Origin of the sequence: Nocardia arseniciresistens (assembly GCF_046764875.1) — a bacterium.
In the GTDB taxonomy this organism is placed as follows: domain Bacteria; phylum Actinomycetota; class Actinomycetes; order Mycobacteriales; family Mycobacteriaceae; genus Nocardia; species Nocardia arseniciresistens.
This window is the reverse complement of the sequence record NZ_JBKORD010000027.1, coordinates 1-24,750: the sequence shown is the minus strand read 5'-3', so window position 1 is coordinate 24,750 and position 24,750 is coordinate 1. Positions and strand designations below refer to the sequence as shown.

24 protein-coding genes and 2 pseudogenes are annotated in these 24,750 nt (G+C 64.6%); 14 read left to right on the top strand and 12 right to left on the bottom strand.

The genetic code is table 11. The features are described from left to right. Positions 1-387 precede the first annotated feature (387 nt). Positions 388-1,023, top strand: a complete 636-nt coding sequence (locus ACLMAJ_RS35390; RefSeq protein ID WP_412018259.1) for a hypothetical protein — start codon at positions 388-390, stop codon at positions 1,021-1,023. A 4-nt stretch (positions 1,024-1,027) separates the two neighbouring features. Next, entirely contained in the window at positions 1,028-1,594 is a 567-nt protein-coding gene (locus ACLMAJ_RS35385; RefSeq protein WP_412018258.1) for a TetR/AcrR family transcriptional regulator, read from the top strand. Positions 1,595-3,255: 1,661 nt separating this feature from the next. Here the strand turns inward: ACLMAJ_RS35385 and ACLMAJ_RS35380 are convergent. Then, the gene (locus ACLMAJ_RS35380; RefSeq protein WP_412018257.1) at positions 3,256-4,212 is read right to left on the bottom strand and encodes an AraC family transcriptional regulator; all 957 of its coding nucleotides are present in this window, start codon (positions 4,210-4,212) and stop codon (positions 3,256-3,258) included. 513 nt (positions 4,213-4,725) lie between these two features. Then, positions 4,726-5,691 (bottom strand): class I SAM-dependent methyltransferase, encoded by a 966-nt coding sequence (locus ACLMAJ_RS35375; protein WP_412018256.1) that lies wholly within the window; start codon positions 5,689-5,691, stop codon positions 4,726-4,728. Between the two features lie 148 nt (positions 5,692-5,839). On the opposite strand from ACLMAJ_RS35375, the gene ACLMAJ_RS35370 reads away from it, so the two are divergent. Beyond that, entirely contained in the window at positions 5,840-7,600 is a 1,761-nt protein-coding gene (locus tag ACLMAJ_RS35370; RefSeq protein ID WP_412018255.1) for a sigma-54-dependent Fis family transcriptional regulator, read from the top strand. A 309-nt stretch (positions 7,601-7,909) separates the two neighbouring features. Here the strand turns inward: ACLMAJ_RS35370 and ACLMAJ_RS35365 are convergent, their stop codons facing one another. Continuing rightward, a complete protein-coding gene (locus ACLMAJ_RS35365; protein WP_412018254.1) occupies positions 7,910-8,494 on the bottom strand; it encodes a TetR/AcrR family transcriptional regulator in 585 nt (194 codons plus the stop codon). Between the two features lie 81 nt (positions 8,495-8,575). Between ACLMAJ_RS35365 and ACLMAJ_RS35360 the strand changes: the two genes are divergently transcribed. After that, on the top strand, positions 8,576-9,559 hold the full coding sequence (locus ACLMAJ_RS35360) for an SDR family oxidoreductase (protein ID WP_412018253.1): 984 nt from the start codon (positions 8,576-8,578) through the stop codon (positions 9,557-9,559). Between the two features lie 223 nt (positions 9,560-9,782). Here ACLMAJ_RS35360 and ACLMAJ_RS35355 read toward each other — a convergent pair whose 3' ends face one another. Next, the gene (locus tag ACLMAJ_RS35355; protein ID WP_412018252.1) at positions 9,783-10,067 is read right to left on the bottom strand and encodes a response regulator transcription factor; all 285 of its coding nucleotides are present in this window, start codon (positions 10,065-10,067) and stop codon (positions 9,783-9,785) included. Between the two features lie 44 nt (positions 10,068-10,111). On the opposite strand from ACLMAJ_RS35355, the gene ACLMAJ_RS35350 reads away from it, so the two are divergent. From ACLMAJ_RS35350 to ACLMAJ_RS35340, 3 genes are all read left to right on the top strand, one after another. Next, positions 10,112-10,351, top strand: coding sequence for a hypothetical protein (locus tag ACLMAJ_RS35350; protein ID WP_412018251.1), 240 nt, complete (start codon positions 10,112-10,114; stop codon positions 10,349-10,351). A 1-nt stretch (position 10,352) separates the two neighbouring features. Beyond that, positions 10,353-10,607, top strand: coding sequence for an alpha/beta hydrolase (locus tag ACLMAJ_RS35345; protein ID WP_412018250.1), 255 nt, complete (start codon positions 10,353-10,355; stop codon positions 10,605-10,607). Positions 10,608-11,789: 1,182 nt separating this feature from the next. Next, positions 11,790-12,104: a hypothetical protein gene (locus ACLMAJ_RS35340; protein ID WP_412018249.1), complete on the top strand. Its 315-nt coding sequence runs from the start codon at positions 11,790-11,792 to the stop codon at positions 12,102-12,104. Between the two features lie 224 nt (positions 12,105-12,328). On the opposite strand, the gene ACLMAJ_RS35335 is transcribed toward ACLMAJ_RS35340, so the two are convergent. Next, positions 12,329-12,706 carry a hypothetical protein gene (locus ACLMAJ_RS35335; protein ID WP_412018248.1) on the bottom strand — a complete coding sequence of 126 codons (378 nt, stop codon included), beginning with the start codon at positions 12,704-12,706 and terminating at the stop codon, positions 12,329-12,331. Positions 12,707-13,264: 558 nt separating this feature from the next. Next, entirely contained in the window at positions 13,265-14,251 is a 987-nt protein-coding gene (locus ACLMAJ_RS35330) for a carbohydrate kinase family protein (protein WP_412018247.1), read from the bottom strand. Positions 14,252-14,351: 100 nt separating this feature from the next. Between ACLMAJ_RS35330 and ACLMAJ_RS35325 the strand changes: the two genes are divergently transcribed. Both ACLMAJ_RS35325 and ACLMAJ_RS35320 read left to right on the top strand, forming a co-directional pair. Continuing rightward, on the top strand, positions 14,352-16,442 hold the full coding sequence (locus ACLMAJ_RS35325) for a trehalose-6-phosphate synthase (RefSeq protein ID WP_412018246.1): 2,091 nt from the start codon (positions 14,352-14,354) through the stop codon (positions 16,440-16,442). Positions 16,443-16,686: 244 nt separating this feature from the next. Continuing rightward, the gene (locus ACLMAJ_RS35320; protein ID WP_412018245.1) at positions 16,687-17,586 is read left to right on the top strand and encodes an SAM-dependent methyltransferase; all 900 of its coding nucleotides are present in this window, start codon (positions 16,687-16,689) and stop codon (positions 17,584-17,586) included. A 30-nt stretch (positions 17,587-17,616) separates the two neighbouring features. Here the strand turns inward: ACLMAJ_RS35320 and ACLMAJ_RS35315 are convergent. Together ACLMAJ_RS35315 and ACLMAJ_RS35310 are read right to left on the bottom strand one after the other, a co-directional pair. Then, a pseudogene (locus tag ACLMAJ_RS35315) lies at positions 17,617-17,869 on the bottom strand (IS30 family transposase); the annotation flags it as partial. Beyond that, positions 17,870-18,016, bottom strand: coding sequence for a hypothetical protein (locus ACLMAJ_RS35310; protein WP_412018244.1), 147 nt, complete (start codon positions 18,014-18,016; stop codon positions 17,870-17,872). Positions 18,017-18,147: 131 nt separating this feature from the next. On the opposite strand from ACLMAJ_RS35310, the pseudogene ACLMAJ_RS35305 reads away from it, so the two are divergent. Then, a pseudogene (locus tag ACLMAJ_RS35305) lies at positions 18,148-18,246 on the top strand (hypothetical protein); the annotation flags it as partial. Positions 18,247-18,262: 16 nt separating this feature from the next. Here ACLMAJ_RS35305 and ACLMAJ_RS35300 read toward each other — a convergent pair. Continuing rightward, positions 18,263-18,430 (bottom strand): hypothetical protein, encoded by a 168-nt coding sequence (locus tag ACLMAJ_RS35300; protein WP_412018337.1) that lies wholly within the window; start codon positions 18,428-18,430, stop codon positions 18,263-18,265. A 187-nt stretch (positions 18,431-18,617) separates the two neighbouring features. Here ACLMAJ_RS35300 and ACLMAJ_RS35295 point away from each other — a divergent pair, with 187 nt between their 5' ends. Beyond that, positions 18,618-19,682: an alkyl sulfatase dimerization domain-containing protein gene (locus ACLMAJ_RS35295; RefSeq protein ID WP_412018243.1), complete on the top strand. Its 1,065-nt coding sequence runs from the start codon at positions 18,618-18,620 to the stop codon at positions 19,680-19,682. Between the two features lie 88 nt (positions 19,683-19,770). On the opposite strand, the gene ACLMAJ_RS35290 is transcribed toward ACLMAJ_RS35295, so the two are convergent. Together ACLMAJ_RS35290 and ACLMAJ_RS35285 are read right to left on the bottom strand one after the other, a co-directional pair. Beyond that, on the bottom strand, positions 19,771-20,694 hold the full coding sequence (locus tag ACLMAJ_RS35290; protein WP_412018242.1) for an NADP-dependent oxidoreductase: 924 nt from the start codon (positions 20,692-20,694) through the stop codon (positions 19,771-19,773). A 73-nt stretch (positions 20,695-20,767) separates the two neighbouring features. Beyond that, positions 20,768-21,493, bottom strand: a complete 726-nt coding sequence (locus ACLMAJ_RS35285) for an SDR family oxidoreductase (protein ID WP_412018241.1) — start codon at positions 21,491-21,493, stop codon at positions 20,768-20,770. 105 nt (positions 21,494-21,598) lie between these two features. Between ACLMAJ_RS35285 and ACLMAJ_RS35280 the strand changes: the two genes are divergently transcribed. After that, positions 21,599-22,438, top strand: a complete 840-nt coding sequence (locus tag ACLMAJ_RS35280) for a LysR family transcriptional regulator (protein WP_412018240.1) — start codon at positions 21,599-21,601, stop codon at positions 22,436-22,438. Between the two features lie 305 nt (positions 22,439-22,743). Here the strand turns inward: ACLMAJ_RS35280 and ACLMAJ_RS35275 are convergent, their stop codons facing one another. After that, entirely contained in the window at positions 22,744-23,139 is a 396-nt protein-coding gene (locus ACLMAJ_RS35275; RefSeq protein WP_412018239.1) for a hypothetical protein, read from the bottom strand. Between the two features lie 302 nt (positions 23,140-23,441). Here ACLMAJ_RS35275 and ACLMAJ_RS35270 point away from each other — a divergent pair, with 302 nt between their 5' ends. After that, entirely contained in the window at positions 23,442-24,302 is an 861-nt protein-coding gene (locus tag ACLMAJ_RS35270) for a DUF1206 domain-containing protein (protein ID WP_412018238.1), read from the top strand. A 153-nt stretch (positions 24,303-24,455) separates the two neighbouring features. Next, positions 24,456-24,629 carry a CsbD family protein gene (locus ACLMAJ_RS35265; RefSeq protein ID WP_412018237.1) on the top strand — a complete coding sequence of 58 codons (174 nt, stop codon included), beginning with the start codon at positions 24,456-24,458 and terminating at the stop codon, positions 24,627-24,629. The last annotated feature ends 121 nt before the right edge of the window (positions 24,630-24,750 follow it).

Below are 24,750 nucleotides of genomic sequence, written 5' to 3'. Positions count from 1 at the left end.
ACATGAATCGAGTTCCTTAGAATCGGCAAGATTGACCTATCTGACGAGCATCTACTGGGGGCGCCTGCACGACTAGGCACCCCACGGTCGAGATCACCCACCCCCCGAGTCACCGCGCCGGTCCGTCCCCACCCGATCACCTGTTTTCAAGTGCGACAACCCGATCGGTGTCGGGCGAGCACGCAAGCGTCGGTCACCCGCACGGCACATAGAGGTTGCCATGGGCGATGACGACGAAATGCTGGGGCACCGAGATGTCGCAGTCGGCCCCTAGTTTTTTCGGTGTTGTGCCTGGTCCGCGCCCGCGCCATGGGCGGGCCTTGCCTTCTGAAGTTAATTGCCCTAACCTGTGGTTAATCTAATTAACTTCATGAGAAAGTTGCTCACATGTCCACTGCCGTCGCCCCTCCCCGCCACCACGTCCTCACCTCCCTCCCGGCCACCGTCGGCATCGCCTACTCCGCCTCCTGGATCGCCGGGCTGACCATCGGCGCACCCGCTCCCGCATTCGCCGATTCCGGCAGCGAGATCATCCGCGAATTGTCGGGCCACACAGGCGCTTTCATAGCGCAGTTCCTGCTGACCGAAGGGCTGCCCGCCATCGGCCTGGCGGTCGTGGCACTGACACTGGCCCGCACGACCCACTCGCCACTCGCCAGCCGGCTCGCCACAGTGACCGGCGTCGCGGCGGCACTGATTTCGTTCACCCAGTTCCTGCTCGGGGTGGCCCTGGCCCGCGCCGGTTCCCCCGATTCCGCGCATCTGCTCTTCGAACTGGTGAGCCGCTTCGACGGAGCGAAGATGTTCCTGCTGGCCGGGCTCGCTATCGCGGCGGTGCTGACCGGGCTGCTGCCCCGCTGGCTGAACTACACCGCCATCGCCATGGCAGTGGCGATCGCGGCCTCGGGAATCGGGTATTTGTTCCTGATCCAGGGCCTGGCTACGCTGGCCTACGTGTCCGGACCCCTACTACTGGTCGTCATCACCGGTGCCGGCGTCGTCCTGGGCCGGAAGCCCCGGTAACGACATGCCACGCGCCGGTCTCACACCCGAACGAATAATCACCGAAGCCGCGCTCGTAGCCGACGAAGCGGGCCTGCAACGACTCACCCTGGCCGCGGTAGCACAGCGTTGCGGCGTCTCCCTACCGGGTCTCTACAAGCACATCGACAATCTCGAGGCTGTGAAACGCGACCTGGCGGTCCTGGCGGTCGGCGAACTGACCACCGTCCTCGCCGACGCCACCACAGGCCTCTCCGGCCGCGACGCGTTGCGCGCGATCTGCACCGCCTATCGCGACTACGCGCGCGCCCACCCCGGCCGCTACGCCGCAGGCATCATCGCACCCGCCGCCGACGACGACACCTACGCCCAGACCGCTACCCGCGCCTACCACGTCCTCACCGCGGCCCTGCGCGGCTACCACCTCTCCGACACCGACCTCGTCCACGCCGTGCGCATGGTCCGCACCATCTGCCACGGCATGGTCACCCTCGAATCCGCCGGAGGCTTCGGCCTTCCCGAATCCGTAGACGACACCTTCGAACGGCTACAAGACTCGCTGCACACCGAATTCCGCACCATGACGCACTGAACTATCCAAGCGCGCCCGCAGGGCCCGGCGTGCTCCGGTTCTGCCGATAACCACACACCCGATCCTTTGTGCCGTCGCCCGCCGCCTGAGATGAATCCGCCGACTGCACCACGTAGGTTCTACGGCGCGCCATGATGTACATCATCCCGGTGGACTGGCGAACCAGATCTTGAAGGCGGCTCGGGAACGACCCTCGACCATGTGCAGCAACCCGACCGTTCCGGTCCCGGCACGCACGGGCGCGAGGTCGATGATCACGGCGCCTCGCCCTTCTTATCGTTGGGACCTACGCCGATTCGGCGATCCGGTATGCGATCCTGGACAGGATACGAGCGCTCGCCGCACCCGTCGACACAGAGACGCTGGTGTCCTTCGAATTCAGCCCAGGCGGAGCCCGCAGTGAATGCCACAGCGGCAAATTCCTGTGCGAGCCGAACGAATTCAAATGCGACAACGACAGATGCGTTCAGAAACAATGGCTGTGCGACGGCGACGACGACTGTGGCGACGGATCCGACGAACGGAACTGTCAGTAGAACCCACGTGACTCGCTGTTCGCAGTGTCCCGACCGGAAACGGCGGACCACTCCAGCAGCGTGGGCAGACAAGGATCAGTGGGCCGCCCACCATCGCCGCGTCCACACGACCCACCGCAGCAGGCCACCGTAACGCTGGCAGGCCAAGGCGAGCCATGCGGCAATCGGGCCGGTGCGAGTTATTCGGCCCATCGGTGTGGATCAGGGCTCCAGATATAGGCGTTCGTTGGGCATGCGTGGGTACCGGCGAGTGTCATCATGGATCACGGCGAGATGCTTCGGATAACTGTGTGCTCGGAATTCTTTTATGAATAACAAAGCCGCGGTAGCGCAAGCCGTGTAATCGAACCGGACCATACCGAGTTGCACTACAAGGTGCACGTCCAATTCGTCCGGATGCGGAGAGATTTGATTATCCATTCTGACTCGAGCCTCGTTGTAGACCGGATAGAAATCTGCCTGTCCATCAATCATGGAAAGACCAGGGAGCAGCAATTCATCAGTTCATCCCCAGCATTTCCCGATTGCGCCCTGCCGTGGTGGGACACACTCCGCAATCAGGTCGACGCTCGCATCGCTGCGATGGGCATTGCGTGACCTCTCCTTGGTGCACTCACTCGAGCTGCGCATACAAGCAACGCTAGGAGCCGAACTGTGGGGCGGGCTATATTCCCCGCGAACGAAACTTTGTATCCAGCGCACACACAACACCGCACAGACACATCGGATCCGCCCTGGACATCGCGCAGGGCAACAGCGCCGCCCCGAGTAACGCGTCACCCCGTCTTTCCGACTCCGCACCCGCAGCGGATACCTCCCTCATACCAGTCGACGTGGCGTAGCCGCCCGACCTCGTCGACCGAACAACCTCCGGCCACGATCTCCAGTCACCGCACCACGTGGCGACTGCGAATATCCTGCGGGCCTTACGGATTCGAGCGGACGCACCGGCGTTGTCCGCGGCGAACACCTCCCACCACGAGCCCTTCAGCCGTTGTCCGGTGATGGTGGCGTCCATGCGGCCATCGCATCTGAACGACCGGTGCCGTCACCCGACGAGCCGACATTCCCGATGTATCCGCACACCGATGCCCTACCGCAACGGTTCGGGCGGGGACTACTTGGTCAACTGTGGCGGATATCGCGAGGGGTGGCGTCGAAGCGGTGACGGAAGGCGCTACTGAAGGCGCTGGCCGAGCTGAAGCCCAGTCCCATGGCAAGGTCTGCGATGCTCGAGTGGCGATAGGCGGGGTTGCGCAGACGCGAGTAGGCGAGCTGCAGGCGTTCGTCCTTGATCAGCTCGCGAGGTGTGGTGCGGGCGTGCTGGAGCGTGAGCTGGATTTGTCGGAGGGACCAACCGAGGTCGCGTGCGATCGTCGCACCTGTGAGGTCGGGGTCTGCGGCGTGGGTGCGGACATAGTGTCGGACCGCCGCTTCCAAATCGGCGAGATGGCCGGGTCCGGCCGGCTGGTCACCCAGGATGTGCATGCACAGCAGTTCCACCAGGCGGGAAGAGACGGTGTCGAACTGATATCGGGTCAGGTTGCCGCCCTCGGCGAACAGCCCGGCGGCGAGGTCGGCAACCACCCTACCGAGCCCTGACGTGAGGTCGGCGGGAGTGGCAGGTAGCTCCGGCGTGCGGCCGAGGCGGTGGTCGACCTCTCGTCGGGGAATGGTCATCAGCAGTCCCTTGCTGCCATCACCCAGCGAGAATGCGAACGGTTGGTCGAGGGTTACCAGGCAAGCGACACCCGATGGCAGGCGCGCATGCCGACCGTCCTGCCAGAGATCCACCTGCCCAGCGGTGGGCAACAACAGTCGAAAGTCGTCATCGGAGTCGCCGCGCACATTTCCGGCGCTACGGTGGTAAGTCACCGGGTCGGACTCCCAGCCGATCAGCTGATAGTCGTCGGTGCGTCGCAAGGTTGTGCGTCCCTCGAAGTCATTTCCACGCGGGAAGGTATAGCCCAGACGCCGATGGTAAGAGTTGATCAACTCGGACCAGTAGTCCGCGCGCTCATGCGCGGCAACGATGCTCGTCGTGGCGTCTTCGATGAAGACGGCTCTGTCGTTCACAGCCATCACTTCCCACCTTGCGACCCGCCCTGCCAGAGCGAGTCAGACATCAGCCGTAAGGGTTCAGCCACAGAGTAATCCGCGAGCGGTGTCGTCGCCTCCGTCGTCTGCGGTCAGAACGCTGCGGATGGCCTCAACGCGGCGTCAGCGGGCAGCCTTGTCGACGGATCCGCAAGGGATCGGGCGTGGTCTCGACCCCAGGACTGCCGGCTGCTAGCAGGGGTCGGCGGTGACGTAATCAAAGGTAGGCGATCAATGCGATCTTGTGGAGGCTGCGGAGCGTCGCGTGACCCGGAACCCCTATGCCGGAAGACTCTGCACGAGTGGCTGCGATTGTGGACTTTATGTGGTGGCTGCTGCAAGGGATGGACACGCAGATCGGAGCACCAGCTCTTGATCTCGACTACCGCGACGGTTGTCCGATGCGAATGCCCGACCGGTGATTGGTAACGGCCCACCCGCACCAACGTCGTCTTATCGGCTCGGCGGGCACCGGAAACCCGGATGTCACGGGCAGGCTCAGCAGAGCTCGGATCGGTGCACCGCATCGGATTTGGCGCAAGTGAACTGCATGACACCGACGTCGCCGCGACGGAAGTAGTCGGCGCACCCGCTCAGATAGCTGATGAAAGCGCGGTAGGTGTCGTGCCCGACGAGTTCGATCGCCCGTTCGCGGTGCTCGTGCAGGGTGGTGGCCCAGCACTCCAGTGTGGTGCTGGCGTGCGGCCCCAGTTCCTGAATGTCTGTGATGGTGAATCCGGCATCCTCCGCATGCTCGGTGATCCCTTTGGGGTTGCGGCTGGTCGCTAGCGGGAGTCCGCCACCGAGGAAGTCGGCCTCGCGCAGGAATTGCTGGAACGCGTTATCGGTGTTCGTGAGCGGCGTCTCTTCCACACGCAAATCGTCGCGGTCGTAAGCCACGGTGGTCTGCAACACCAGCACTCCGTCAGCAGGCATGATCCGATAGGCGAAGTCGAAGAAGTCGCCGTACCGATCGGGGTAGAGGTGTTCCAACCCGCCGATACACACGATCCGATCCGCGCGCCGATCTGCGCGGCGTTCGAATTCCTCCCAGCCCCGCAGCCGAACCCCACCATAGGGGCGACCACGGATCAACCGGTCGACGAGCAGGTTCCGCACGTACCGATACTGGTTGCGGCTGCGAGTCAAGCCGATCACGTTCACCCCATAGGTGTCCATGGCGCGCAGCATGGTCGAACCCCAACCACAACCGACATCCAACAAGGTCAACCCCGGCTGGAGATCGCACTTGGCCAGCGCGAGGTCGATCTTCGCCGACTGGGCTTGTTCCAGGGTGTCATCCCGGTGGGTCCAGTACGCGCAACTGTAGGTACGACTCGGGTCGAGGAACAATCCGAAGAACTCATCCGGCAGCTCGTCGCGGGATCGGATCTCTGCGAATGTCGGCTCCGACGATAGGTCGGCGATCTTGTTATGGACCTCGTTGACACTCTGGATGCTCAAACGTCTTCCTCCTGGGGTGCTGTACAAAGCGCATCTCTTACCGCTATGACACACCAGACGCGATACACTGACGGTGTCAATCTGAGACGCGTCATCCATTGAGACGACCGCCGCCGTGGGCAGCAACAAGCACCGAGGTCGTGAGCAGATGCCGAATCCTCGAACCGTCGCTGCGGTGAGCCCGGAGAAGGCGCGCGAACAATTCCTCACTGTGGGTTCGCTCGATTACCTACCCGTGCGGGACACGGTGCGCGAGTCGTGGCACCGATCACAGGCGCTGCAGATCCATCCCGACCGCGTGGAGCTGCCCTTTGTGCGGGAGCCGGATCTCGATTCCCCGCTGGTGAACGCCGCGGAACCCGTGCTACGGCGACTGGCGAGCGACCTGGAAGCCCAGAATGTCAGCGTTATCCTGACCTCATCGGACGGGCTCTTGCTCGAGCGCTGCGCCGCCGATGCCGCAATCATGCGCACGCTCGACGGTGTGCAGCTCGCTCCTGGCTACAGCTATGCCGAGGACTTCGTCGGCACGAACGGAATCGGCACCACCCTCGAAACAGCCACCCCGACATTCATTCGTGGCGGCGAACACTACCTCGGCACCCTCGGCCGGCTCGCGTGTGCCGGTTCGCCCATTCGCCACCCGCTGACGCGCTCGATGATCGGCGTAATCGATCTCACCTGCTTTGCCACCAGATCCGATCCGCTGCTGCTCGCCCTCGCCAACAGTGCGAGCAGCCAGATCCAGGACCGGCTCCGCGCGCTCGCCAGCGAAACCGAGACCGCGCTACTGCAGGCGTATCTACACCAATGCCGCCGGTATCCGGCCGGCGTGCTCGCGATCGGTGGCGACGTGGTGCTGATGAACCAGTACCTGCGCCGGGCTCTCGACCCGCACGACCAGGTGGCGTTGCTGCAATATTCGACCGACCTGGGCGGCCCTGGGGTCGTCGACACCCTCTTGGCCCCGCTGCCGAGCGGTCAGACCGCCAAAGTGACAGCAGTCGAACGCATTGCGATACATGGCAGCAGCAACATGGTCCTGCACGTCCAGCTGGCCGTCGACCGCGCCGTGCACCACCCAGTCGTACCCAGCACGTTCGGGTTGCCCGGCGTCGCCGGTAGGAGCAGCTCGTGGCGGCGCAGCTGCCAGCGGGTCGAGCGCTGCTGCCAGGATGGTGAATGGGTGATCATCGATGGCGAAAAAGGGTCCGGCCGAGCCAAACTCGCGAGATCTGTCGTCGCGCACGTCAACCCCGGCAAGATCGTGCGGGTACTGAGGATGGCCGACTTCGCCGACACCGATAGCCTGCTGGCCGCGCTGAGTACCGAAACCGGCCAAAGCGATTTCTACGTCGTCATCACAGATTTGGACTGCCTGCCGACCGAGGTGTTCGAGCCGATGGAGGCCATCCTCCAGACCTGCGCCGATCACGGATGGATCGCGGCAACAACGCATTCGGCCAAGAATAGTAGGTCCCTCGATTCGCTGCTGCTGTTGTTCACCCACACCGTCGGCGTGCCCGCACTCAGGCACCGCATCGAAGACCTCGAGGATCTGGTTCCATTCCTGCTACGCGAGCTGACCAAGGGTGCCGACGTCCGGCTCGCCTCGGACGCCATGCGCCAGCTCAGCAAACTATCGTGGCCAGGCAACGTCGCCCAACTGCGCCGGGTACTAGCCGAAACCGTTTCCCGGCAGCGATCCGGCGTGATCCACATCGATAGCCTGCCGCCACAATGCCGATCGCTGAGCCGCCGCAGGCTGAGCCGGATCGAGGCACTGGAACGCGACGCGATCGTGCGCTGCCTACAGGAGAACGGCGGCAACAAAACCGAAGCCGCTGCGGCACTGGGGATGTCGCGGGCGACCATCTACCGCAGGATCAAGGACTACGGCATCGAGTAGGCAGGATCGCGATCACGCCCTCACCCGAGAGTGATCGATCAGTTGACCGCGCCGGGAAATGATCGGCCTGCACTCCTCGTCGCGATGCAATACACCTTTCCGACACCGCATTTCGCCGACTCGTCGACACCGCTCATCGACGTCGAGGTGAACCATCTCGGGTTTGATGCCCACCTTCCTGATTGGGAAGGTTCAACTCGTCGGCGCGGGTTCGGGTGCGACCGGGGGCCTGCGGTGATGAATCATCATGATGCGTAGCGGTTCTCGGTCATCGAGGTAAAGATCTGCATGAACGGGGTGTGGGCGTTGCTATGTCATTGCGCCAGCGTTGGTGACCATGTGGACGAGAGTGTCGATGACCTCGTCGGCGGTGGTGTGCCACTTGTCCGCGGCTAGGTAGCCGCTGAGCTCCATGCCCGCGATGCCGTGGGCACCGGCGAGTAGCAGGGCGCCGTAGTGGCGGGAGTTCTGCTCGCCCACGAGGGTGGCGACGATGCCTCGGCATTCTTCCTGGGAGCGGTCGGCCGCGCGTTCGGCGGCGGCCGGGTCGCCGGCCGGTGGGCTACACATCATTCGATACAGGTGTGGTTGGTCTCGGCCGACGCCGATGAGGGCGTGGAGAGCGCCGCGCAGCTTCTCGGGGGGCGACAAGGTGGGGTCGGTCCGCAGGGTGTGCACCTGGTCGGCGATCCGTTCCCAGCTCTCGGTCGCGACGGCGGTCAGCAGGCTGTCCTTGTCCGCGAAGTGCCGGTACGGCGCTCCCCGCGTCATACCTGCCCGCGCGCCCACTTCGCGCAGGGTGACCGCTTCGGGGCCGCCGAGGTCGAGGAGTGTGGCGGCCGCGTCGAGCAGGGCGCGGCGGGTGGCGGCGGCGGAATCCACACGGCTGACCATGGCGTCCACCATACAGTTGACAGCGTCACCTGATCTAGTCGTACAGTTGACAGTGTCATCTTAACTGGTACCGTCGCTAAGATGACAATGTCATCTGAAACTCAGAAGCTGATCGTGGTAACCGGAGCATCCACCGGCATGGGCGCGTCAGTCGCCCGCGAACTGGCTCGCCGGGGATTCCATGTGCTGGCGGGGGTGCGACGCGACCGTGACGCCGACGCCATCCGATCGACCGATATCGAGCCGGTCATCCTCGACATCACCAACTCCGAGCAGGTGGCGGCACTCGCCGCGCGGGTGGCCAACGATCCGCGCGCACTGCACGCGCTCGTCAACAACGCGGGTATCCAGGTGAACGCCCCGGTCGAAGCCTTGCCGATGGCGCAGTGGCGGCGGGTGTTCGAAGTCAACCTGTTCGGCCACATCGCCGTCACTCAGGCGCTCCTACCCGCGCTGCTGCGAAGTAAGGGGCGGGTGATCAACATCAGCTCGGTCGGCGGCAAGGTCGCGATGGCCACATATGGTGCGTACGCGGGCGCGAAGTTCGCCCTGGAGGCGGTCAGCGACTCGCTCCGCCGGGAGATCGCGCCGCTGGGCGTACAGGTGGTCGTGGTCGAGCCGGGCGGTGTCCGCACCGAGATGGCCGCCCGCGGAATCGAGACAGCGAACGCCTTGGCCGTCGAGATGACGCCCGAGCAGGACGAGCGCTATGGCAGCCTGGTCCAGGCGAACAACAAGTTCATGGCCTCCGGCACCGCATCGGGCTTGACTGCCGACGCCGCCGCCATGGCCATCGCGAAGATTGTGACGACCCGCAGGCCGCGTACCCGCTACCCCATCGGCCGGGATGCCGCCCTGGTCACCCGCCTGACCCGGATCCTGTCCGACCGCACGCTCGACCGCATCCTCGCCGCCAACCTGCGCCGCCACTACCCGAAGAGAACCGCCGCGGTCACACCGCGGGGTTCATCGAGTCAGGACGACGATCGGGGCCAGCCACGACCGTCGATCAGCAGTCCTCACGCCATGCCGGCGGAAGCCGAGGTCGTGGAGAGTGCTCGATAGTCATTCGTTGCGCAGCGGGCGCACGCTCGAGTTCGGCTCCAGCATCGGATTCGGGTGGCGTAGCCCCCACGCAACGAACACGGCGAATGCGACCACCCAGGCCGACCGCGATTGCTGAAGTGCGCCAAGCGTTCCGGGGCCCCTCGATGAGGCTGTACACCGTGGCCGCCACTGCCACCACCGACAATCCTCCGTCCGCCACAGAACGCATTCCGAGGTCCGACTATGCCGAGGTGCCCGGTTGCGGGCTGTGGTGCTCGGCTGCCCATGCGGCGATCTGCGCACGTGAGGTGAAGCCCAGTTTGGTCAGAATATGTTCCACGTGTCCCTCGGCGGTGCGATGTGAAATCACCAGCCGGGTGGCGATCGCCTTGTTGGTCAGACCTCGGGCAACGAGATCGGCGATCTGGCGCTCGCGTTTGGTCAGGTTTCCTGTTGAACGGGAGGCCGAGTCGGCGGTTTCGGCTCGCTCGCCGAGCGCGAAGCCTACCCCGGTATCGAAACTCATCGCGGCGCCTTCCTGGCGGGCCGTTCGCCGAGACGATGAGCGCCGTGGATGCCAGCCGCATCGGACTATGGGGTACCAGCTTCGCGGGCGCGCATGTTCTCCAGATCGCCGCAGCCGACCGGCGTGTGCGCTGCGTCGTGTCCCAGGTTCCGATGGTCAGCGGGTTCAGGAACTTCGCCGCCCTGCTGCCAGCTGACGGGCTGACCGCGCTGCAGGCTCAGCTCGATACCAGACTGGAGCAACGAGATCACACTGCGCTCGCTCGGCTGGGCGCTCGACTATGACGTGACCTCCTATGTCGAGCGCATCAGCCCGACACCGCTGCTCATGATCGTCGCCGAGAACGACACGCTGACACCCACGGCGATCGCCCTCGACGCATTCGAGAGCGCGCGGCAACCCAAGCAACTGGTGCTCGTGCCCGGTGATCACTACGCGCCCTACCACGACGAGTTCGACAAGGCATCAGCTTCGGCTGTCGAGTTCTTCGGACAGTACCTGGCAACCCCGCCGCTCCGGCGCGCCGAACCCGCCCGGTGACCGCTCGGTCTCCGCGAGCCACGAAATCGAGGACATAACCACCAGCAAGACCGCTGCGCACGATTCGGGCCACTGGCAGCGACCAGCCCAGCGTGCATCGGTGGTGGCCAAGACCTGAGCCTGATTTCGAGTCGAAAACACTCGAACACAGAGGCGATTTCCGACCGTTGATAAATGAACTGAATCGGGCTGTGACCGCTGCCATGGTCGACTGAAACCCGCATCGATGGCGGCTGGCCGGTCGCCGACATTTGTCGACCGCATCCATGCCGACATCCTCACAACGCCCGAGTACTGCGGTCGCGGGCAACTGGATCAGTTGACCACAAATTCTGGAGACCTTCTTACGGCCTCGGCGTAACGGTGACTGCAAGGGCTCGCGAACGGGTGTGATCGTGAAACGCCCATGCAGCGAGCCGAGATCTGCGGCTATGACGACCAATAAAATGGTCGCCGCACATCCCGATGCGCGCCAGCGCGACCTCTGCGACCGCAGGGCTTTGCCGCGGCCGCCGGATCGATGCGGCAGGAAAGGAAGCAGCTGACCGGCTTGCTCGCTCATCGGCGCTACGGAGCTGTCGCGGTTCAAGGTTCTGTGGTGAATGCAGCGACATGTTGTGAACCTGCAGGTGAGAAGGATCGTCGAGCAGCGCGCCACCTCGCCTGGTAACGCCGGATCACCGTCATGTCAGCGGCCCCCGAGTGCGTTGTCGGCTCGGTCGCGCCGTGCCGTGCCGTGATCCAAGGTCGGCTGCGAGATCGGCTCCGCCGCATGCCGACGTGGCATCGTCGGATATATCAACCGAATTTGATCATGGAATCCGTTCCGGGGGTGAAGATCAAATGCGCGATCGGCTCCGCCACACGCCGACGTGGCATCGTCGGATATATCAACCGAATTTGATCATGGAATCCGTTCCGGGGGTGAAGATCAAATGCGAGATTGACTCCGCCACACGCCGATACGCGGCGCTGTCGGATATATCGACCGAATTTGATCATCGAATCCGCGTCCGAGTGAAGATCAAATCCTGTTACCTCGGCACAATATTGCGTTAGCCCATTATTAACTGTGATTCAAATCACAGTTAAAAAAGTGGATTTACAGATCTCTTTTTCATAACGTTGCTTCTACGCGGCCGTTATCGCGTCGTTATCCATCGATCGAAGGAAGCTCCGTACATGTTCTCTCGCAAGATTCTCGCCGCCGCCGGCGCCGTCTCCGCCGCCGCCCTGTTCTTCGGCCCGGTCGCGGTGGCCTCCGCCGCTGACTCCGCGGGCCTGGCCTTGGAACCCGTCGCAACCTCTGATTCGACTGGGTCGTCCTCGGGCTCATCTGGCTCGTCCTCGGGTTCGGCCGGCTCGTCCTCCGGTTCCGCCATGCTCGACTCCGGCAGCTCGGCCCTCGACGGCGGCACCTCCGCCATCGTCAACATCATCGACGCGATCACCGGCATCCAGGCCATGAACCAGCCCGCACCGGCGCCCGCCTCCTGATCCGGTCTCGGTAGATCACCGCTCAGTCCGTCTCGCCCTTCGGGGCCGGATTTCTTGGTGCCGCTACGCAACGCATCAGCGAGTGCGCGCTATTGCAGTGAATTTGCCAGAATCGCACGGGTCATCCGCTGTGCCGGACACCGCGTGGCAGTCACGCATTTGATGTGCCTACCCAAGGTGAGTGAACGGTTCGCTCCCCGAGTCACCGGCCGGCCCACCGGCATTCAACGCCGAATGCCATCCGCGCACACGCTTGCCGCGGTCGGGAGTACGTCACGAAATGGCCGGTGTCGGTAGCGTTTATCGCGGTCGGCAGATGGTGATCGGCGTAGCCGTTCGAGCGCCCGCTCGGTCTTGTCGGCATCGAGCTGCGCGAGCAGATCGCTGGCCATGCGCAACACGGGCACCACGTCAATGGCGACGTCGGGGTCCGCGCCGCAATAGATGGGCTCACACTCGTCGGTGATGCGCACGTCGGTGAACCCGGCCGCAGTCAGAGTACCGTCTACCGTGGCCGGATCGGCCAGGGAGAACGCGCCGTCACCTGCGACGGGGACCGGCGGGTCACCGCCCACGAGTACGCGATGTATCAGGCCACCCACTCTTGTCGGCTACTCGGCCGTTCGAGTGGGGCCGGGTTTGCTCGTCGTCGCGGGAATCGGTGGCGGGATGCACGACAGTCGAAAGCCGCGTGGAGCGCTTCGCGTGCGGATCTCCCTCGCGCCGCCAATTCATCACGCACCGTCGCGCGGTATGGGGCCGCGGTCTATCCGAGGCGCCCTGGCATAACCAACTTCTTATTTATCGCGCCCGGATGAAAGACCGGCGGCTTTGTCCGGTCGGGCATGCAAGTTCATTATCCGAACTCCTGCCCCACCTGCGGCACCCCGACCGAGCCGCTGTTGACGATCGCCAGCGACGAGTGGGAATCTGACGTCCGTCACTGGATCCCGTACGAGGACCAAGCCGCCGACATCTCGTGGGGTTCTGTACAAGGAGGCCCGAGCATGCCGACCCGGATCTATGTCTCCGACGCCAACAAGCAGATCATCCGAGTCTGCCCAACATCACATGAGCACCCGCACAACCAGATGATGCAATAGTCAACTACGCGGCGAACGATCAGTTCCACGGACGCCGCACAACCGCTGATCGGCATTTCAGTGCGTTGCGGGGGGCTGAGCCGTTGGCCAGCGTTGTTCGCGGGCCGCAGCCGCACGACTCGATATTGTGGTTCGCGCGAGCCACCGCTCTAGGTCGGCGGTCCCCGGTGCCGTGGCGGACCCTGGGCCGGTGGTGGCTGCCGTTCCGCACGCCACGGCGGCGGCGAGGCATTTCGCCGGCGGCCAGCCTACGAGCATGCCATGAACGAAACCGACGTTGAAGCAGTCACCGGCGCCGGTGGTATCCAGAGCCGAAATCGGTTGTGCGGCAACGTCGTAACGTTCGCCGCCGTGTGTTGCGGTGGCCCCGGCGCTGCCGAGTTTGATCACCACCGTCGGCACAAGTTCGTTCAGCCGCGATATCGCATCGTCTATGGTCGTCGCCCTGGTCAGCCGCAGTGCTTCCTCGGCGTTGGGCGCGAAGATATCGGTGGAAGCCAGCGCGTCTCGCACTCCGGGGGTGTCGACATCGACGGCGACGTCTTGGCAGTCCATCACCACGGTGATGCCGAGGTGGCGGGCGAGCTTCAGCGCATGCACGCTCTCGGCGTCGTAGCGTAGTTGCGGCACCATCAGGACACGTGGTCGGTATTGCCGCAGCAGCGACGGGAGCGGTTGCGGGTAGCTCTGGTCCTGGAAACTGACCATTGCACGGTCCTCGGGCGTGGACAGGGCGACGGTCAGACTGCGCAGCGGGGTCGGCTGATGTCGGAAGGCGCTCTCGTCCAATCCTTCTGCGCGTGCCGCGTGCAGGACATGAGTGCTGAACGGGTCGGTCCCGAAGTCGGTCGCCCACACAATGTCGTGCCCGAGCCGATGCGCGGCCATGGCCAAGGTGTAGGCGCCACCGGGAATCATTGTGAACCCCTCGGCGAAGACCTCTCGGCCGGGCCGGACGGGCTCGGGTAGCCCGTGGAAGATCAGATCTACGAAATAGGCGCCCACCACGAGAATTTCCCGCCCATCCGGCTCGTCTGTGCCCATCCGATGAGCGTACCGGGGGTGAGGTGCCGGATGTGGGAGGTCGAGACGGCCACGGCGACACCGGGATTCCTGTGTTGCGGGTGTTAGCTTTGGATTGGTGATGAGGATTCTGGTCACCGATTTGGACGGTACGTTGCTTGGCGGGGAGATCGCCGACCGGCGTCGGCTGTGTGCGGTGTTGGCCCGCCATCCCGAGGTGATGGTGGTTTTCGCTACCGGCCGCGGCGTGGCGTCGGTCGCCGATGTGCTGCGTGACCCGCTGGTGCCGACACCGCGCTGGATCATCGCCGATGTCGGTGCCACGGTTGTCGACGGCATCGACCTGCGGCCGGTCGGGGATATTCAGGCCCAACTCCGTACCGGATGGCCTGGGACACAACAAGTTCGGCATGCGTTGAGCCGCTTCGGGCAACTGACGTACCAGCAGGTGGCGCAGGACGGGCGCTGCTCGTATCACCTGGCATCGGGCCAGCTGACCGACGAACTCACCGCCGCTGTCGACGCGCTCGGGTGTCGGTGGCTGTACTCGGCGGACCGCTACTTCGACGTCGTGCCGCCGAACGCATCGAAGGGCGACGCCGTGGCGGCGCTGGCCGAAAAGTTCGGTTGGCCAATGGATTCCGTCCTGGTGGCCGGTGATTCGCTCAACGATGTTTCGTTGTTCGAACTGGGCACACACGGGGTGATCGTCGGCGCCGCCGAGCCTGCCCTACACCGGGCGGTTCCCCTCGACGCGCGTATCCATCGCCCCGAGCGTCCAGGTGCGGGCGGGATTCTTCTAGCACTGCACGCGCTGGGGTGGGTCGTACCGGACAACTGCACCGAGGACCGGCACTGCCTGATAGTCGGCTATCACCGACCACCGGTGCCCCGGGGTGAGCGACGATCATCGTCCAGCCCCAACGGGATTCTGCCCAGCCTGACCGCCCTGTTCGCTCAGGGGTTGCCGGGCATCTGGGTCGCCGCTCAGGTCGGCGAGGACGGTGTCGACGCGCGTGAGCACGAGGCCCAATTGTCACTGCTGCCGGTGACCGCCGACGAATGGAGTGGCTACTTCCACCGCGCATGCAAGGACACACTGTGGCCGATCCTCATGTCCGAGCCGCACCGCATGCGCTTTGATACCGCGTCCTGGGCCCACTATCGCGTGATCAACCAGCGATACGCCGAGCGTATCGGCGAGCGAGCAGCGTTGGGCGCGACCGTCTGGCTACACGACTACAACCTATGGCTCGTCCCCGGCCTGCTTCACCGGGTCCGGCCCGATCTGCGCATCGGACTGTTCCACCACACTCCGTTTCCGCCGCCCGAGGTGTTCGCCGTCCTGCCCACGGCAGAGGAAATTCGTTCCTCGCTCATACAGTTGGACTGGGCTGGATTTCACACCGATGCCTTTGCCGACAACTTTCGACAAACCCTGGTCGGCCAGCCCACACTGCCGGCCTTGGGTGTCCATCCGCTGGGTATCGACCGTCCCGCCATCGAAGCACTCGCCCGCAGCCGCGCCTCGCGTATACGGCCCAGCCGACACGCGTTGGTGCTCTCCGTCGAACGTCTCGATTACACCAAGGCCCCCGTACACAAGGTCGACGCCATAGCGGCGTTGCTGGAGCACCGCCCGGACCTGCACGGCCGTTTGGTGTTCCGGCTCGTCTGCCCACCAGCAGAACCAGGCATCTCCGCCTACGACACCACTCGCCGCGCTCTCGAGCGACGCATCACCGAGATCAACGACGCCTGGCGTGTCGGCAGCTGGCAACCGATCGACTACATCCCGCACAACCTGCCGCTCCCCGAGGTGATCGACCAATATCTGGCCGCGGACGTGTTCTGGGTGACATCCCTGCAGGACGGCATGAACTTGACCGCAAAGGAATTCGTCGCCGCCCAGTCTGCGGTGACCGGACCCGGCTCCCGGCCCGGGGTGCTGGTGCTGTCCCGCTACGCCGGTGCCGCAACAGAGCTCGGCGACGCCGCCCTACTCACCGACCCGCATTCCCCCGAGGACCTCACCGCCACGCTTGCCCGCGCACTGTCCCTCGACCGCACCGAGCGCCGCACTCGCGCGAAACGTCTGGCCCACCTTTTGGGCCACGACCGCCCCATCGACTGGGCAACCCGCATCATCGACGCCATCCGCGTCCGCACCCCCGACCCGGCCGCAGTTCCGATCACATACCAGCCGTCCTGATCGCGCAACTCGGCAGATTCGGACCTGGCGGAACACGCGGTAATCGGCGGCAGGGACGTTCGTGTCGCGCGATAGGCGGCATGAGGATGTCATCTGCAGGCCGCAAACGGTCCGGCTCGATACGACACCTATCTGAGGCAATTCATTAGATCCGAGCACTCTGTTAATCGAGGTGTCCGATGTTGTCTTAGCATCCCGTCGGTACGAGCCAGGGATCGCGGTGCTACCGCAGTACCGTGTCGACATGAGCGAGCGTAGCGAACGAAAAAAGGGCACAGCCGAGCTGCGGGCGAGTCGAACAGCGGTGCTGGTATGCCAGGCCAGGGCGGTGGCGGATGGCCGTGTCGCGATCGGGAGGTTCGCCGATCCGATTGCCCGGCAGCTGCTGCACGCCGACGAGCGGGCGGCCGTCGAACTGGCTCGCGGCAATGTCCCGCGGCGCTGGCAGGATCGGATCGAGTTCGAATTCCTCGCTGCAACCACCGATGTGCTCGTCGCACGCACAGTAGCGATCGACGACGCGGTCCGGGAAGTGCAGAATCCACAGCTGGTGATTCTGGGAGCGGGTCTGGATGCACGCGGCTGGCGGATGCCGGAACTGGCCGGAGTCCGACTGTTCGAGGTGGATCAGCCCGCTTCGCAACGGGACAAATGCACTCGACTGGGTGAGTTGGCGCCGACAGCGGATTCAGTGCGCTTCGTGCCGGTGGAATTCGGCCGTGACGCCCTGGGCGCCGCGCTGAATTCCGCCGAACACGATCGCACCCGGCCGACCACGTGGATCTGGGAAGGTGTGCTGCCCTACCTCACCCACCACCAGTCGAATTCGACCCTGACCGAGATCGCTACCTGCTCGGCTGCGGGCTCACGGCTGATCGCGACCTATTCGAACCGGCTGCCGATACCCGGTGCGGGGCGACTCGCGCTGCGGATCTTGTTCGGAATTGCTCGGCGGACCAACCCGATGTCGCACGAGCGGCACATCTCGGCCTGGCGGCAGGAGCAGATGCGCGAGCTGCTGGGCACGCACGGCTGGCGGGTGGTCTCCGACGTCGACCAGCTCACCTTCGCCCGAGGGCTGGCCATCCCGGTCCGCCGCCCACAGACCCTGGCCAACGGCCGGGTGGTCGTGGCCGACCGCTGAACGCGCTGTAGTCGGTGCGGGTTCAGGCGGTCATCGCAACGCTTGGTCGAGTGCTTCTGATGGTGTCGCGAAGCCGAGGGTTTGTGGAGGTCGTTGGTTGAGTTCGTCGGCGATGGCATCGAGGTCGGTTCGGGTGTAGTCGCGTATGTCGACGGTGCGGGGAAGGTACTGGCGAACAAGACCATTGGTGTTCTCGTTGCTGCCACGCTGCCAGGGACTTTTGGGATCGCAGAAGTAGACTCCGAACCTCGGTCGCGATGGTGAACTGCGCGTTAGCAGCCATTCATTGCCTTGATCCCCGGGTCAGAGTGCGCCGCAATGCGACCGGCAACGTCACGATCCGCGCTGCCAGCGCGGCAGCGACCAGATCGGCGCGATGCCCCTCCGGCAGCGCGACCAGGAGGAGGAACCGGGTGGAACGTTCGACCAACGTCGCGATCGGGGATATTCCTCCACGGTGGGCTGTACAAGATCACTGACGGGCTCTACCAGGTACGCAACAACGACATCGCCAACCTGACCGTCGTCGAGGGCCGGAACGGTCTGATAATCATCGACTGCATGGCGGGGGTGGAATCCGCGCGACAGGGCATGAATCTGATCCGCGAGCATGTCAGCGACAAGCCCGTCGCAGCTGTGGTTTACACCCACACCCACATCGACCACTACGGCGGTGTCAAAGGTGTGGGTGAGTGCCGAGGATGTCGCGTCCGGGAAGGTTCCGATCATCGCGCCCGGCCACCAGTTCGACAAACATGCGCTCGGTGAGAATGTCATCGCCGGTAACGCCATGGCCCGGCGCAGCTTCTACGCCTTCGGCGGTCTGCTGGATCTGAACGCGCAAGGGCATCACCTGTGGTCTCGGCATCGCGAGTACCGCCGGCCCGACGATCTCCTACATCTCGCCGACAGATCTGATCACCGAGACCGGCGTCAAGCGGGAGATCGCGGGGATCGAGTTCGAATTCCTCTACGCCCCCGATACCGAGGCGCCGGAGGAAATTCACATCTGGATACCGCAGCTCGCGGCCTTGACTTGTGCAGAGAACGCCAACCACTCGCTACACAACATCCAGACTTTACGCGGTGCGCGCACGCGTGATGCGCGCAACTTCGCCCGCTACCTCGATGAAACCCTCGAGCTCTGGGGTAATGAGGCGCAAGTGCATTACGGCCCGCATACCTGGCCGGTGTGGGGCAACGAGCAGGTGACCGGCTTCATCGAATCGCAGCGCGATGCCTATAAATACATTCACGATCAGGCGCTGCGATTGGCCAACAAGGGCTTCACTCCGCTCGAGGCTGCCGAGGTCATCGAACTGCCGGAGGAATTGCGCCGTAATTGGGCCAACCGCGGTTATCACGGCACCGTGCATCACAATGTGCGCGCGATATACACCAAGGAGCTGGGCATGTGGGACGGCGACCCGGTGTCACTGCACCCACATCCGCCGGTCGAGTCCGCGCGTCGGTTCGTCGAATTCGCCGGAGCTGACGCCATCCTCGCCGAGGGCAAGCGCGCGTTCGAGGCCGGGGACTACCGATGGGCCACCGAGATCCTGCACAAACTGGTCTTCGCCGACCCTGACAACACCGCCGCACGTGAGTTGCAGGCCGATGCTTACGAACAGATGGGTTATCAGGCCGAGGGGCCGCAGTGGCGCGGCATCTTCCTCAGTGCGGCAAAGCAATTGCGTCTGGGAGTGCAACCGCCGCCGTATGTCACCGCCAGCCAGGACACCATCCTGGCCATGCCCGTGGAACTCCTGCTCGACTTCCTCGCGGTCCAAATCATCGGAGAACAGGCAGTCGATGCCGATATCACGATCAACTTGGACTTTATCGACATCGGCGAACAGTGGACGCTGTGGATCAGGCGTGGCGTGCTGAACGCGCGCCGCGGGCAGGCTACTGATGCGCGACTCACCGTCACCGGCCCCAAACAGGCGCTGACCGGCGTGCTGCTGAAACCGGCTGTGGCCGAGAAGCTCTCATCGAGCAAAGTCATCCAGCTCGACGGCGACCCGACAGCGTTGAACGAACTGAGCGCGATCCTCGACGACTTCGAGCCGACATTCCCGATAGCGACACCCTGATCGGTCTCGGAGGAGCCGACGCTACGCAGAGACCGGTCAACTGGATTGCCTGCGGTTCTTGGAGCGGGCCGCATTGTGTTGGTACAGGTTAGGGCTCGAGCACGATTTTGCCGTGGGTGTGTCGGCGTTCGAGTTCGGTGTAGGCCCGGCGGACCTGTGTCAACGAGTAGACGTTCGCGATAGGAACTTCGAGGTGTCCCTCGGCTATCAGGGCGGCCAATTCGGCGAGTACCTCGGCGCCCGGCCTGGCGTTGGTTCCGGGTTCGGTCTTGACTCCGTACTTCGCGGCCGCTGCGAAATCGGCGATGGTGTCGATCCGCTCGACCGCGACGCCAAGGGCAAGGGCCAGTTCGACGTACCCGCCGCCGTGGGTGTCGATGAAGGCATCGATGCCGCCCGGTGCGGCGGCCTTGATCCGGTCGATGGCGCGGTCACCGTATGCGACCGGGATCACGCCGTGGCTTTGCAGCCACTCGTGGTTGCTGTCGCTCGCCAGGCCGATGACCGTGGCTCCGGCACGGCGCGCGAGCTGAACGACGAGCGAGCCGACTCCTCCGGCTGCTGCGGAGACGACAACAGTCTCCCCCTTGACGAGTTGCACGGAATGCACTGCCCCCCAAGCGGTCACCCCGGCGACGTACAGGCCACCAGCCACCTCCCAAGGGACGCCGTTCGGTTTGGGTATGAGGTTGTCGACGTCGACAACCACCAACTCGGCCTGGGCGGCCCGCTTCTCGGAGAACCCGATCACCTCGTCGCCGACCGAGAATCGGTCGACCCCGACGCCGACCTCGGCGACAACCCCGGCGAGATCGCTGCCTTGCCCGGACGGAAACGTCGAGGGAAAGATGTCCACCATCGCGCCGGTTCGTATAGCCGCCTCACCGGGGTTGATGCCTGCCGCTCTCACCTGCACGAGGACCTGCCTGCCCTCGGGCACCGGGCGGTCGACATCGTCGACCCGCAAGACCTCGATTCCGCCGAACTCGTCGTACCTGACTGCTTTTATCATCGTCTTGCTTCTCCTCCGGAGCGCCATGCGCGGCTGACTTCGAGAACGGGAATGGTTCGCACCGGCGTGCCCGTCACCAGGGCACTGTTCCGGCGTCGTCGAAGAATCCGCCGGTCGGTCCGTCGTCGGGCAGGGTCGCGAGGCGAATCGCGATCGCCGCCCCCTGTTGCGGTGTACGGACGCCGCGAAAGCCGTTGAGGTCGGTGGCGGTGAAACCGGGACAGCCGCAGTTGATCAGGATATTGGTGTCGCTCAGTTCCTTGACGTATTGGATGGTGACGGCGTTGAGGAAGGTCTTCGACGCTGAGTACGCGGCGGAGATCGGACCGGTCTCGGTGCCGGGCGTGGTCTGCAGGGTGAGAGAGCCGACGCTGCTGGACATGTTCACAATTCGCGGTGATGCCGAGCCGCGCAGCAGGGGCAGCATCGCGTTGGTGACGCGGATGACGCCGATCACGTTGGTTTCCACGGCAGCTCGCACGGTCGCGGGATCGACCGTGGTGGGCGTCTGCGGCATACCGCCGGTGATCGCGGCATTGTTGACCAGAACATCGAGGCCTCCGGCATGGTCGGCGATCAGCTCGGCTGCGGCGGCCACACTCGCGTCGTCGGTCACGTCGAGCGGCACACCGAACGCATCGGTCCCAGCCGCGCGTAGCTTCTCCACCGCGGTGTCGCGGCGTTGTGAATCGCGCGCGCCCACACCGATTCGCCAGCCGAGCGCGCCCAGGCCCGCGGCGATCTCGTATCCGATTCCTTTGTTCGCGCCGGTCACCAGCGCGATCGTCTGTGCACTCATGCCGTTGATCATGATCCGGACTCGGTTGGGGCGTCCAAGACCGATCGGGTCGGCGGCGATACCGCACGGGTATCGGTCGTGGTCATCGCCGGATACCATGACCTGATGGAGACGCGGGAGTTGCGATACTTCGTCGCCGTCGCCGAGGAGTTGCACTTCGGGCGGGCGGCACAACGGCTCGCGATGGCGCAACCACCGCTGTCGCGGGCGATCCAGCAGCTAGAACGGCGGCTCGGAGTCGTTCTGCTGCACCGCAGTTCTCGCGCGATCACGTTGACCGAGGCCGGGGCGGTGCTGCTGCGGGAGGCCCGGCTCGCTCTCGACGCGGTCGAAGCCGCCGAGCGGCGAACCCGCCGTGCCGCGGCCGACCGGCCCGGTGTGGTGCTGGCCACCAAGGCCGGAGCGTCCAGCGAACTGTTGTCGAAGCTGCTGCACGCCTACGCCGCCGAACCGGGCGCCGTGGCAGTCGAGGTGATGCTGTGCGGGCCAGGCCAGCCGGAAAGTCTGCTGCGCAACGGACGTGCCGACGTTGCTCTGCTTCACCGGCCTTACGACACGACAGCCGGATTCGACACCGAGGATCTGCACACCGAACAGCAGGTCGTGGTCCTGCCTGCGGGTCATCCCCTCGCCAACCGGGCGCATGTGCCGTTGGCCGAGGTCAACACCCTGACGAACCTGCCCCTGCCGCGCTGGCCTGGACGGGATGGCAGCTATCCGGACGGCCCCGGCCCGCAGGTGCGCGACCATACCCAACTATTCCAACTGATCGCGCTCGGACTGGCCTGCGCGGTCGTGCCCGAGTCGCTGCGAACCCAGCTACGCGACGATCATGCCGTCGTGCCCGTGCCAGACGCACCGGCCGTCACGACCGTCATCGCTTGGCCACCGCACAGCAGATCCAAAGCCGTTGCCGACCTCGTCCACACCGCGACACGCCTCTAACCGACACCACTGTTCGCCGGCCGTATCGGTGGCGCCATTCCAAGTCTGCGGCCGAGGATGTTCTGATGGCGAGTGTGTTTGAAGGTCATGCTGTTTCGCGCGGCGATCGAGTAGAGGTGAGCGCTGCTACCGGAGTGGTGCGGGGCAGGGTACAAGGCCGCCATCCAGCCCTGACGGACGGGGCAGGGTCCGCCATCCGATACGCATTCACACGCCGACCCGACCGCTGAAGACAACACAGTGTCGCGACCGTATCGGCGCTCACGTTCCCGAGCCCGAACAGCCCGAGAACCTCCGGATCAATGTCAGGGGCTGCGCGGCGGCCGTTCAGGGTCAGCCCGTTGCTGCGTCTCACCCGACTTCGAGTCCGGATCGACCTTGTCCGCGCGCTCCCACTCGTTGTCCAGCTCGGTTCGCGAATCCGCGGCCTCGCTGCGATGCACCTGCGCCTGCTGGGCAAGCTGCTCGGCCTGCGCCGCCTTGACCTCACCTTCGGCCTTCGCCGCGCGGCTGCGGGCAGCGACCTCCTGCGCCCGTGCCTGCTGCTGACCGACCTCGGATTCCTGTTTCGCCGCGCGGTCACGGATGGCCTCGGCCTCGACCCGCTGATGTTCGCGCCGTTGGCGCATCAACAACCAGGCCACAAGCAAAACGACCACAACCGCGACGACGATGATCACGATCACAATGGTGGTGCTCATCTTCCGACTCCTCGCACTCTCCCCCCTCTACCCTAACGCCACTCCACCACCCCCGAACTGGGAAAATGAGCGATCATACGACGGGGTGAATCCGGCCCGGATCTACCGCCAGCGGGGAAGGTGGGGCTAGGCTGACAGCGCGGCACGGCCCCCAGAGGACACCCCGTGATCACCGATTTCGGGCGAGTTCCCGAGACGACGGAGCCAGCCGGACAATCAGCCTCGGGACCACGCTCCCACCCCGCATACCGCCCGTCGCACCCCAGCGGAGCCTCCACCACGACCAATACGAGGCAGGCACCATGCCTGACAACAACCCGCCCCCGACGTCCTCGAGCACATCGTCGTCGGCGTCCTACGACAACTCGTCGTCCACGGCCGCTCAGCTGGCCCAGAACAGCATTTTCGAACGATTCGCCCGCACAGGCTTCGTTATGAGCGGCATCGTGCACCTGATCATCGGCTATATCGCCATCAGGATCGCCCTCGGCGGCGCCGGTACCGCCGACCAATCCGGGGCCATGTCGGAACTGGCAGGCAAACCGGGTGGCGTCGTCGCCCTGTGGGTCGGCGTCGTCGCGTTTGTGGTGATGGCGCTGTGGCGGCTCGCCGAAGCGGCGCTCGGCAGCTCGTCCAAACCTGACGCCGACAGCAAGAAGTCCGAGGCGATCGAACGCGTCAAGGCGTTTGCCCTGGCAGTAGTCTATTTCGCCTTCGCAGTCTCCGCGTTCGGATTCACGCGCGGCAGCGGCGAGTCCAGCAGCGGCCAAAGTGCGGGGATCACGGCCCGCATGATGCACACCACCGCCGGCACGATCGCCCTCATCGCAGGCGGGCTGGTCATCATCGCGATCGGCGGCTACCACGTCTACAAAGGGGTGAGCCAGAACTTCCTCGAAGACCTCGAGGGCACCACCAGCGACCTCGTGCGCAGGCTGGGCACGGTCGGATACATCGCGAAAGGGCTGGCCATCGCCGCGGTCGGGTTGCTGGTGATCCTCGCGGTGAGTCGATCCGAGCCAGGCAAAGCCGCCGGACTCGACGGCGCCTTCAAAACCGTGGGGGCTCAACCCTACGGAGTTGTCCTCCTCATATTGTCCGGTCTGGGCATCATCACCTACGGCGTCTACAGCTTCGCCATGGCCCGATACAGCAAGATGTAGTCGCCTTCGCCCGAGCGGCCGCGGCTAGGAACCCGGCCCCATCAGTCCGCCGTCGCCTCTGCACCGTTGTTTGGTGGCGCGAATGCGGGCTATCCGCTAGAGGACCGGCTGGAAATCGCAGGCCGGGCACCTTCGAAGAAAGGGGCTCGCACCATGAGCGGTGTAGACAAGGCAAAGAACAAAGCCCAGAACCTCGCCGGTAAGGCCAAAGAAAAGTTCGGCGAGGCCACCGATGACAAGGACAAGCAGCGCGAGGGCAAGGCCGATCAGACCAAGTCCGACCTGAAGGATGCGGGCGAGAAGGTCAAAGACACCTTCCGCAACTGACTCGACGCGCGCCGGTTCCCGTTGTCCGCCAGCATATTTCGCGCTGAGTTTAGTGCTGGAGCTACGGAAGCACCTGCGACTCGACTCCGTCGGCGCGGTCAGCGAGGTGCTGCCGCAACCG

Excerpts from the sequence above, each read along its gene's own strand:
- ACLMAJ_RS35365 (WP_412018254.1), bottom strand. The coding sequence starts at position 8,494 with ATGGTCAGCCGTGTGGATTCCGCCGCCGCCACCCGCCGCGCCCTGCTC.
- ACLMAJ_RS35360 (WP_412018253.1), top strand. The coding sequence starts at position 8,576 with ATGACAATGTCATCTGAAACTCAGAAGCTGATCGTGGTAACCGGAGCA.
- ACLMAJ_RS35280 (WP_412018240.1), top strand. The coding sequence starts at position 21,599 with ATGGAGACGCGGGAGTTGCGATACTTCGTCGCCGTCGCCGAGGAGTTG.
- ACLMAJ_RS35390 (WP_412018259.1), top strand. The coding sequence starts at position 388 with ATGTCCACTGCCGTCGCCCCTCCCCGCCACCACGTCCTCACCTCCCTC.
- ACLMAJ_RS35355 (WP_412018252.1), bottom strand. The coding sequence starts at position 10,067 with ATGAGTTTCGATACCGGGGTAGGCTTCGCGCTCGGCGAGCGAGCCGAA.
- ACLMAJ_RS35330 (WP_412018247.1), bottom strand. The coding sequence starts at position 14,251 with ATGGGCACAGACGAGCCGGATGGGCGGGAAATTCTCGTGGTGGGCGCC.
- ACLMAJ_RS35385 (WP_412018258.1), top strand. The coding sequence starts at position 1,028 with ATGCCACGCGCCGGTCTCACACCCGAACGAATAATCACCGAAGCCGCG.
- ACLMAJ_RS35380 (WP_412018257.1), bottom strand. The coding sequence starts at position 4,212 with ATGGCTGTGAACGACAGAGCCGTCTTCATCGAAGACGCCACGACGAGC.
- ACLMAJ_RS35265 (WP_412018237.1), top strand. The coding sequence starts at position 24,456 with ATGAGCGGTGTAGACAAGGCAAAGAACAAAGCCCAGAACCTCGCCGGT.
- ACLMAJ_RS35370 (WP_412018255.1), top strand. The coding sequence starts at position 5,840 with ATGCCGAATCCTCGAACCGTCGCTGCGGTGAGCCCGGAGAAGGCGCGC.
- ACLMAJ_RS35275 (WP_412018239.1), bottom strand. The coding sequence starts at position 23,139 with ATGAGCACCACCATTGTGATCGTGATCATCGTCGTCGCGGTTGTGGTC.
- ACLMAJ_RS35340 (WP_412018249.1), top strand. The coding sequence starts at position 11,790 with ATGTTCTCTCGCAAGATTCTCGCCGCCGCCGGCGCCGTCTCCGCCGCC.
- ACLMAJ_RS35290 (WP_412018242.1), bottom strand. The coding sequence starts at position 20,694 with ATGATAAAAGCAGTCAGGTACGACGAGTTCGGCGGAATCGAGGTCTTG.
- ACLMAJ_RS35285 (WP_412018241.1), bottom strand. The coding sequence starts at position 21,493 with ATGAGTGCACAGACGATCGCGCTGGTGACCGGCGCGAACAAAGGAATC.
- ACLMAJ_RS35320 (WP_412018245.1), top strand. The coding sequence starts at position 16,687 with ATGAGCGAGCGTAGCGAACGAAAAAAGGGCACAGCCGAGCTGCGGGCG.
- ACLMAJ_RS35270 (WP_412018238.1), top strand. The coding sequence starts at position 23,442 with ATGCCTGACAACAACCCGCCCCCGACGTCCTCGAGCACATCGTCGTCG.
- ACLMAJ_RS35325 (WP_412018246.1), top strand. The coding sequence starts at position 14,352 with ATGAGGATTCTGGTCACCGATTTGGACGGTACGTTGCTTGGCGGGGAG.